Raw genomic sequence first — 7,019 nt, forward strand, 5'->3', positions numbered from 1 at the left:
TTCGGCAGGATCACATCGCCGAGGAATTCCAAACCAGCCATGTTCCGGTGCGCGAGGCCTTCCGCCGCCTCGAGGCGCAAGGGCTGGCCATCGGCGAACCGCGCCGCGGCGTGCGTGTCGCGTCTTTCGACCTGGGCGAGGTCAAGGAAGTCGCCGAAATGCGCGCCGCCCTTGAAGTGCTGGCGCTGCGCCACGCGGCGCCGCATCTGACATCGGCCATTCTCGATCTCGCCGAGGAGGCGTCCAAGGCTGGCGACAAGTCCCGCGATGTCAGGTCGTGGGAGGAAGCCAACCGCGCCTTCCACCGCTTGATCCTCGCGCCATGCGGCATGCCGCGCCTGCTCGCCACCATCGACGATCTGCACGCGGCAAGCGCCCGTTTTCTGTTCGCGGCATGGCGCTCGGAGTGGGAGACACGCACCGATCAGGACCATCGCGCGATCCTCGCCGCCTTGCGGCAGGGAAACACCGAATCGGCGGCCGTCACACTGGGGCGGCACGTCCAATGGATTGGCCGCAAGCCGGTCAGGACGGCTTCCGGAACGACGCGCGAAGCCTTCGCCATCGTAGGTTAGACGGCCTCCGCCAAAGCCAGGGCTTGCAATCTCCAGGGAAGTGTGGATTCGATAATAGATCGAAAACAGAAATTATCTATAATTTGCAATCGATCGAAGGAATCCCAATGACAGACGTCGCATTCTCGTCCAGCAAGCCGTCGTTCAGCCCGCTCCGGCTCCAGGATCGTTCTCTTGCCTGGCAGGTCGGAGCCGTCGTGCTCGGCACCCTGTTCCTGGCGCTGTCATCCTACATCGAAGTGCCGATGGTGCCGGTCCCGGTGACGATGCAGACCTTCGCGGTGACACTGATCGGCGCGCTCTATGGCTGGCGGCTTGGCGCGCTCACCATCGCCGCCTGGCTGGTCGAGGGTGCGGTCGGCTTTCCGGTTCTGTCCGGAGGGGCAGCGGGTGCGGCGCATTTCGTCGGGCCGACGGCTGGCTATCTCTTCGCCTTCCCGCTTGTCGGCGCAATGGTCGGCTGGCTGGCCGAACGCGGCTGGAACGGCAACAGAGTGGTGCTGGCATTTGTCGCCATGCTGCTTGGCAATCTTGCCTGCCTCGTGCTGGGCACAGCATGGCTTGCCGTCATGATTGGAGCCGAACAGGCCGTTACCTTCGGCTTCCTGCCGTTCATCGTCGGCGGCTTGCTCAAGTCGGCGCTGGGTGCCGCGACCCTCATGGCGCTTCGCGGCGGCAAGGCCAAGCCGGTCAATCCGTGACGATCAGGCTGCGCGCCCACCACCTCCTTTGCCTGCTCACCTATGTGGGCAAGGGATACAGCCCCGCCTTCACCGCCAATTATGATCGCGTAGCGGAGCGCCTGAGCCGGGGCGAGGACATCCTCCTCGTTTCCAGCCCGGACGATGTCTGCGCCCCGTTGCTTGATGAGCCGGAACCGCACTGCCTCAACGAGAGTGTCGTCGAGCGGGACCGGCTCGCCACGCAGGATGTGGGCGAGTTGCTGGCGCGGCCAATTCGCGTCGGCACCCGTCTTGATCTCGATGCTGCGATGCTGGGCCGGATGCGGCAGGCGTTTTCGGCTGGCCTTGTACGCAAGGCCTGCGGCGGCTGCGAATGGAACGAACTGTGCAGCACGATAGCGGCCGGCGGCTACGGCGACACGCTGGTGCAGCGGTCTGCCTCGCCAGGCGAGGGCTGATATTGGCCCGAGCCTTAGCGGTCGAATCGGTGATATATTCGGCGCCGCATAGGGCCGTGGCCGAAATCCAAGATCGGAAAACTAGTGCCCGCCGCCATGATTTGTTAATCGGGTGCCCGGATTGTGAATTCGAGGCGGATTGAAGCGCGACCCCAAAAAGGCCATGCTTTGCCTGGAAAGATCGAGTCTACGCCCATCCCGCTGACGCGGAGATGGCGCCTGGCTGAAAGGGATACGATGCGGCAAGGACGTGCGCGCTGGCTGACAAGGCTGGCAATTGTGACAGGCATGGCGATCTCGGCTTTGCCGGCCTATGCCAAGCAAACCACCGAACCGGTCAAGATCACGTCGTTTTCGGGCGCTTATCTGGCGGCCCGGATCGCCGAAGGCGATAACGACCTCGACAGCGCCATCGCCTACTACAAGCAAGCATTGGCCTTCGACCCGAGCGACACCGGCCTGCAGCAGAGCTTGATGCTGTCGCTGATCGCGCAGGGGCGCTTCGACGAATCCCTGGTCTATGCCGACAAGCTCAAGGAAGTGCCTGACGTCGAGCGTTTCTCGCGGCTGGCGCTCGCCGTCGATTCCTTCCACAAGAAGGATTTCACCAAGGCGCAGTACTGGCTCAAGCTGTCGCTGGAATCCGATCTCGACCGGCTGATCTCCGGGGTGATGTCCGGCTGGGCGCAGCAAGGCGCCGGCGAGCCTGCCGATGCGATGGCGTCCATCGACAAGCTGCAGGGGCCGGATTGGTTCGGCCTGTTCAAGTCGTTCCACCGCGCCCTGATCGCTGATGCATCCGGCATGCCCGAAAAGGCCGAGGCGATCTACGCCGCGACCATGCAGGATACCGCCGCCGGTGGTGCCGCTCCCGAAACCTGGATGCGCAACGCCCAGGCCTACGCCTCGTTCCTGGCCCGCAAGGGCGACAAGACCAAGGCGCTGTCGGTGCTCGATCAGGCCGAGGCGTTTTCGCCTGGCAAGCTGGAAATCGTCGCCTTGCGCGACCGAATTGCAAAAGGCGACAAGATTGCGCCCCTGGTGGCCGGCCCATCCGATGGCGCCTCCGAAATCCTGCTCGACCTCGCCACCGCGCTCAACCGTGGCGGCGGCGAGCCCTTCGTGCGCCTCTATCTGCAATATGCGCTTGCTTTGAAGCCTGATAGCGACGCTGCCCTTGTGCAACTCGCTGCCGTGTCCGAGCAATTGAAGGACGGCGAAGGCGCCATCGCGCTCTATCGCCGGATCCCCGCCGGTTCGCCGCTGAAGGAGCTTTCGGACCTGCAGCTCGGCCTCAACCTTGCCGATCTCGACCGTCACGAAGAAGCGATCGCTCATCTGAAGGCTTTCGTCGACGCCCATCCCAATGACATGCGCGCCTATCTGGCGCTCGGTGGCGTCTATTCCTCGAAGGAGGATTTCCGTTCGGCCGCCACACTCTACGACAAGGCTGTCGAGGCGCTGAAGACGCCGACCGCAGCCAACTGGAACATCTTCTACCAGCGCGGCATCGCCTATGAGCGCCTGAAGGAATGGCCCAAGGCCGAGCCGAACTTCCGCAAGGCGCTGGAACTGTTCCCCGACCAGCCGCAGGTGCTGAATTATCTCGGCTATTCCTGGGTCGACATGAACATGAATCTCAAGGAAGGGCTGGCGATGATTCAAAAGGCCGTCGACCTCAGGCCGAGCGACGGTTACATCGTCGATTCGCTGGGTTGGGCCTATTTCCGCCTCGGCAGGTTCGATGACGCGGTGCGCGAAATGGAACGCGCCGTGTCGCTGAAGCCGGAAGATCCGGTTCTCAACGACCACCTGGGCGATGCCTACTGGCGCGTCGGCCGCAAGCTGGAAGCCACCTTCCAGTGGAATCAGGCTCGCGACCTGAAGCCGGATCCCGATGTGCTGGCCAACTTGCAGCAGAAGCTGATGAAGGGCCTGCCGCCGATCGAATCCAACACGGCGCAGGAGACCCCGAAGGTCAAGCCGGAGCCGGTGCCCGCCCCGAAGGGATGAAGTCAGCCATTTGAATTCAACGCAAACGGGGCTCTTTTCAGGGTCCCGTTTTCGTTTGAACCGCGTATCCGGCTGGCTGCCTCAGAAGAGCTTGCGATAGACGACAAAGCCGGAGTGTTCGGCGACCTTGTCGTAAAGCTTCATTGCCGTGTGATTGGTCTCATGCGTCAGCCAGTATACCCGGCCTGAACCGGCTGCCCGGGCGCGCTCGTAGACGCCCTCGATCAGCGCCCGTCCGATGCCTTTGCCACGCGATGCCTGCGTGGTGAAAAGGTCCTGCAGATAACAATTCGGCGCGATCGCCGTTGTGCTGCGATGGAAGAGATAATGCACGAGGCCGAAAAGCCGTCCCTCGCTTTCGGCCACCAGCGCGTGGACCGGCTCATAGGCATCGAAGAAACGCGACCATGTCATCTGGGTAATCTCACCCGGCAGGGCCGTTTCGCCCGAGCGGCCATAAAATGCATTGTAGCCGTCCCACAGCGGCAGCCATTGCTCGAAATCCTGTCGCGCAACGGGGCGGATGACGATCGGGCTGGGCATGGCTGGAACCTGTTGTCGTTGCTGCACAGGCGAACAGAGCGCAGGCCCGAGAGATGGGCAATGGGCCAGCCCCTGCAAAGCTCTCAACATTGTCCATAATGTCGGCGCGACCGCATCGGCGTGCTTTGCTTGACGCTTCGCCGCCGTGTCTCTAGGACGTGCCGGCAAGCTAGCCTGTGCTGTCGAGGCCACCCGTGACAATTGAAATCCCCGCCCATATGCATCCCAGCCGCTCGTTCCAGGGGCTGATCCTGACCTTGCACAACTATTGGGCGGCCTATGGCTGCGTCATCCTGCAACCCTACGACATGGAAGTCGGCGCCGGCACTTTTCATCCGGCAACGACGCTGCGCGCGCTCGGCCCGAAACGCTGGAACGCTGCCTATGTCCAGCCCTCGCGCCGCCCCAAGGACGGGCGTTATGGCGAGAACCCGAACCGGCTGCAGCATTATTACCAGTACCAGGTGATCCTGAAGCCGAACCCGCCCAACTTGCAGGAACTCTATCTCGGCTCGCTGGCGGCGATCGGCGTCGATCCGCTGCTGCACGACATCCGCTTCGTCGAGGATGATTGGGAAAGCCCGACGCTGGGCGCCTGGGGTCTCGGCTGGGAATGCTGGTGCGACGGCATGGAAGTCTCGCAGTTCACCTATTTCCAGCAGGTCTGCGGTATCGAATGCGCGCCGGTGGCCGGCGAACTCACCTACGGGCTGGAGCGGCTGGCCATGTATGTGCAGGGCGTCGACAATGTCTACGACCTCAACTTCAACGGCCGGGAAGGCGCCGACAAAGTCACCTATGGCGATGTCTTCCTGCAGGCCGAGCAGGAATATTCGCGCCACAATTTCGAACACGCCAACACGGCGATGCTTCTGCGCCACTTCGAGGACGCCGAGACCGAATGCAAGGCGCTGCTCGATGCCGGCGCGCCGGCATCGAACGACAATCTGCCGATGCACCGCATGGTTTTCCCGGCCTATGATCAGTGCATCAAGGCCAGCCATGTCTTCAACCTGCTTGACGCGCGCGGCGTGATTTCGGTCACGGAACGACAGAGCTACATCCTGCGGGTGCGCAATCTGGCGAAGGCCTGCGGTGAGGCGTTTTTGAAGACGCAGGCGGGTGGCCTGGCGGCCTGAGTCTCAGGCCCGCTTCGTCATCTCGAAGGAAACTTTGATCGGCAATATGTTCTGGCTGCTGGCACCGTCGATTGTGCGCAATGCCTGTCGAACGCCCGGCATCGAGAAGGCACCGTGAGCCTGCGCGGTGAAGCAGGCGCCGAGTGCGAGGATCTGCAGAAGTCTGGATGCCGTTTTCATGGTCGTTGAGCCAAATGTTCCCTGCCTGAGCGTGGGTCGCTTCAGCGCTGCGTTCGGTTCATGGAAATCTTTGATCCAAGGACGGGTGGCGCGGTCTCGTCCCGGCAGGGCGGCCAAAATTTCTGGAAACGGGCGCAAATCGGCGATCCCCGTGCGGAAAGGGTGACAGCGGCCAGCCGAGTTGCTATGCCCCCGCCCGGACCATTTTGCCGCGTGAGCCCCATCCATGCCTGACCTGCTTCTAGAACTCCGCTCGGAAGAGATTCCCGCCCGCATGCAGCGCAAGGCGGCTGGCGATCTCAGGAAGATGCTGACTGACGGCCTGGTCGAGGCGGGGCTGACCTATGAGGCGGCGCGCGAGTACTGGACGCCGCGGCGGCTGACCCTCGACATCAGGGGTCTCACCGCGCGCTCGAAGGATATAAACGAAGAGATCAAGGGGCCTTCGACATCGGCGCCCGAACAGGCGGTCCAGGGCTTCCTGCGCAAGGCCGGACTTTCCTCGATCGCCGAGGCGCATGTCCATTCCGATCCGAAGAAGGGCGATTTTTATGTCGCCCACATTTCGAAGCCGGGCAGGGCGGCCGAACAGATCATCGCGGACCTGGTGCCTGATATCATCCGCAATTTCCCGTGGCCGAAATCGATGCGCTGGGGGCCGGCCTCGGCCAAGCCCGGTTCATTGCGCTGGGTGCGCCCGCTGCAATCGATCCTGTGCACCTTCGGCCCGGAGACCGAGGAGCCTGTCGTGGTCGATTTCGAGATCGACGGCATCCGCTCCGGCAACATCACCTATGGCCACCGTTTTCATGCGCCTGATGCGATCACGGTGCGCCGCTTCGACGACTATGTTTCCAAACTGGAAGCGGCCAAGGTCGTGCTCGATGCCGACCGCCGCAAGGAGATCATCCTTGCCGATGCCCGCAATCTCGCCTTCGCCAACGGGCTTGATCTGGTCGAGGACGAAGGGTTGCTGGAGGAGGTGTCCGGACTGGTCGAATGGCCTGTCGTGCTGATGGGCGAGTTCGAGGAGGCATTCCTCGCCATTCCAGCCGAGGTGATACGACTGACCATCCGCGCCAACCAGAAGTGCTTTGTGACGCGGCCGCAGGGTGTCGACGACGCGCTTTCCAATCGCTTCATTCTAACCGCCAACATCGAAGCCAGGGATGGCGGCAAGGAGATCGCCCACGGCAACGGCAAGGTGGTGCGCGCCCGCCTGTCCGACGCGCTTTATTTCTGGACGACCGACCAGGGCGATTTGCCTGACCTGGCTGAGCTCGAGGCATCGGCGGAAAAATTCGGGCTTGATCTCAAGAAGCCGCTCGACCAGCGCATGGCCCGCCTCGACCATCTCGGCGTGACTTTCCACGCCAAGCTCGGCACGCAGGGCGAACGGGTGGAGCGGATCAAGCGATTGGCGGAAGA

Annotated in this window: 8 protein-coding genes; 6 read left to right on the top strand and 2 right to left on the bottom strand. The window is 62.8% G+C overall.

Annotated features, from left to right (window positions below):
- The 4 genes from EN991_RS17070 to EN991_RS17085 all read left to right on the top strand — a co-directional run.
- Positions 1-575, top strand: a 575-nt coding sequence (locus tag EN991_RS17070; RefSeq protein WP_164769142.1) for a GntR family transcriptional regulator, incomplete at its 5' end; no start/stop codon positions are given.
- A 107-nt stretch (positions 576-682) separates the two neighbouring features.
- Positions 683-1,276, top strand: a complete 594-nt coding sequence (locus EN991_RS17075; RefSeq protein WP_127369184.1) for a biotin transporter BioY — start codon at positions 683-685, stop codon at positions 1,274-1,276.
- Complete coding sequence (locus tag EN991_RS17080; RefSeq protein ID WP_127369185.1) at positions 1,273-1,716, top strand: DUF1284 domain-containing protein; 444 nt, start codon at positions 1,273-1,275, stop codon at positions 1,714-1,716. The genes EN991_RS17075 and EN991_RS17080 overlap by 4 nt, the downstream gene beginning before the upstream one ends.
- Positions 1,717-1,953: 237 nt before the next feature.
- On the top strand, positions 1,954-3,729 hold the full coding sequence (locus tag EN991_RS17085; protein ID WP_127369186.1) for a tetratricopeptide repeat protein: 1,776 nt from the start codon (positions 1,954-1,956) through the stop codon (positions 3,727-3,729).
- A gap of 81 nt (positions 3,730-3,810) precedes the next feature.
- Here the strand turns inward: EN991_RS17085 and EN991_RS17090 are convergent, their stop codons facing one another.
- Complete coding sequence (locus tag EN991_RS17090) at positions 3,811-4,272, bottom strand: GNAT family N-acetyltransferase (RefSeq protein ID WP_013532825.1); 462 nt, start codon at positions 4,270-4,272, stop codon at positions 3,811-3,813.
- A 218-nt stretch (positions 4,273-4,490) separates the two neighbouring features.
- Here EN991_RS17090 and EN991_RS17095 point away from each other — a divergent pair, with 218 nt between their 5' ends.
- The gene (locus tag EN991_RS17095) at positions 4,491-5,411 is read left to right on the top strand and encodes a glycine--tRNA ligase subunit alpha (protein WP_174299093.1); all 921 of its coding nucleotides are present in this window, start codon (positions 4,491-4,493) and stop codon (positions 5,409-5,411) included.
- Positions 5,412-5,414: 3 nt separating this feature from the next.
- Here EN991_RS17095 and EN991_RS17100 read toward each other — a convergent pair whose 3' ends face one another.
- Complete coding sequence (locus EN991_RS17100; RefSeq protein WP_127369187.1) at positions 5,415-5,729, bottom strand: hypothetical protein; 315 nt, start codon at positions 5,727-5,729, stop codon at positions 5,415-5,417.
- A gap of 88 nt (positions 5,730-5,817) precedes the next feature.
- On the opposite strand from EN991_RS17100, the gene glyS reads away from it, so the two are divergent.
- Positions 5,818-7,019: glycine--tRNA ligase subunit beta (gene glyS / locus EN991_RS17105; protein ID WP_127369188.1), on the top strand; the 1,202-nt coding region annotated here is incomplete at its 3' end.

This window comes from Mesorhizobium sp. M7A.F.Ca.US.005.03.2.1, from assembly GCF_003997795.1.
GTDB classification, from domain to species: Bacteria; Pseudomonadota; Alphaproteobacteria; order Rhizobiales; family Rhizobiaceae; genus Mesorhizobium; species Mesorhizobium ciceri.

Bases quoted from the DNA above. Each gene is read 5' to 3' on its own strand.
- EN991_RS17075 (WP_127369184.1), top strand. From the start codon at position 683: ATGACAGACGTCGCATTCTCGTCCAGCAAGCCGTCGTTCAGCCCGCTC.
- EN991_RS17085 (WP_127369186.1), top strand. From the start codon at position 1,954: ATGCGGCAAGGACGTGCGCGCTGGCTGACAAGGCTGGCAATTGTGACA.
- EN991_RS17090 (WP_013532825.1), bottom strand. From the start codon at position 4,272: ATGCCCAGCCCGATCGTCATCCGCCCCGTTGCGCGACAGGATTTCGAG.
- EN991_RS17095 (WP_174299093.1), top strand. From the start codon at position 4,491: ATGCATCCCAGCCGCTCGTTCCAGGGGCTGATCCTGACCTTGCACAAC.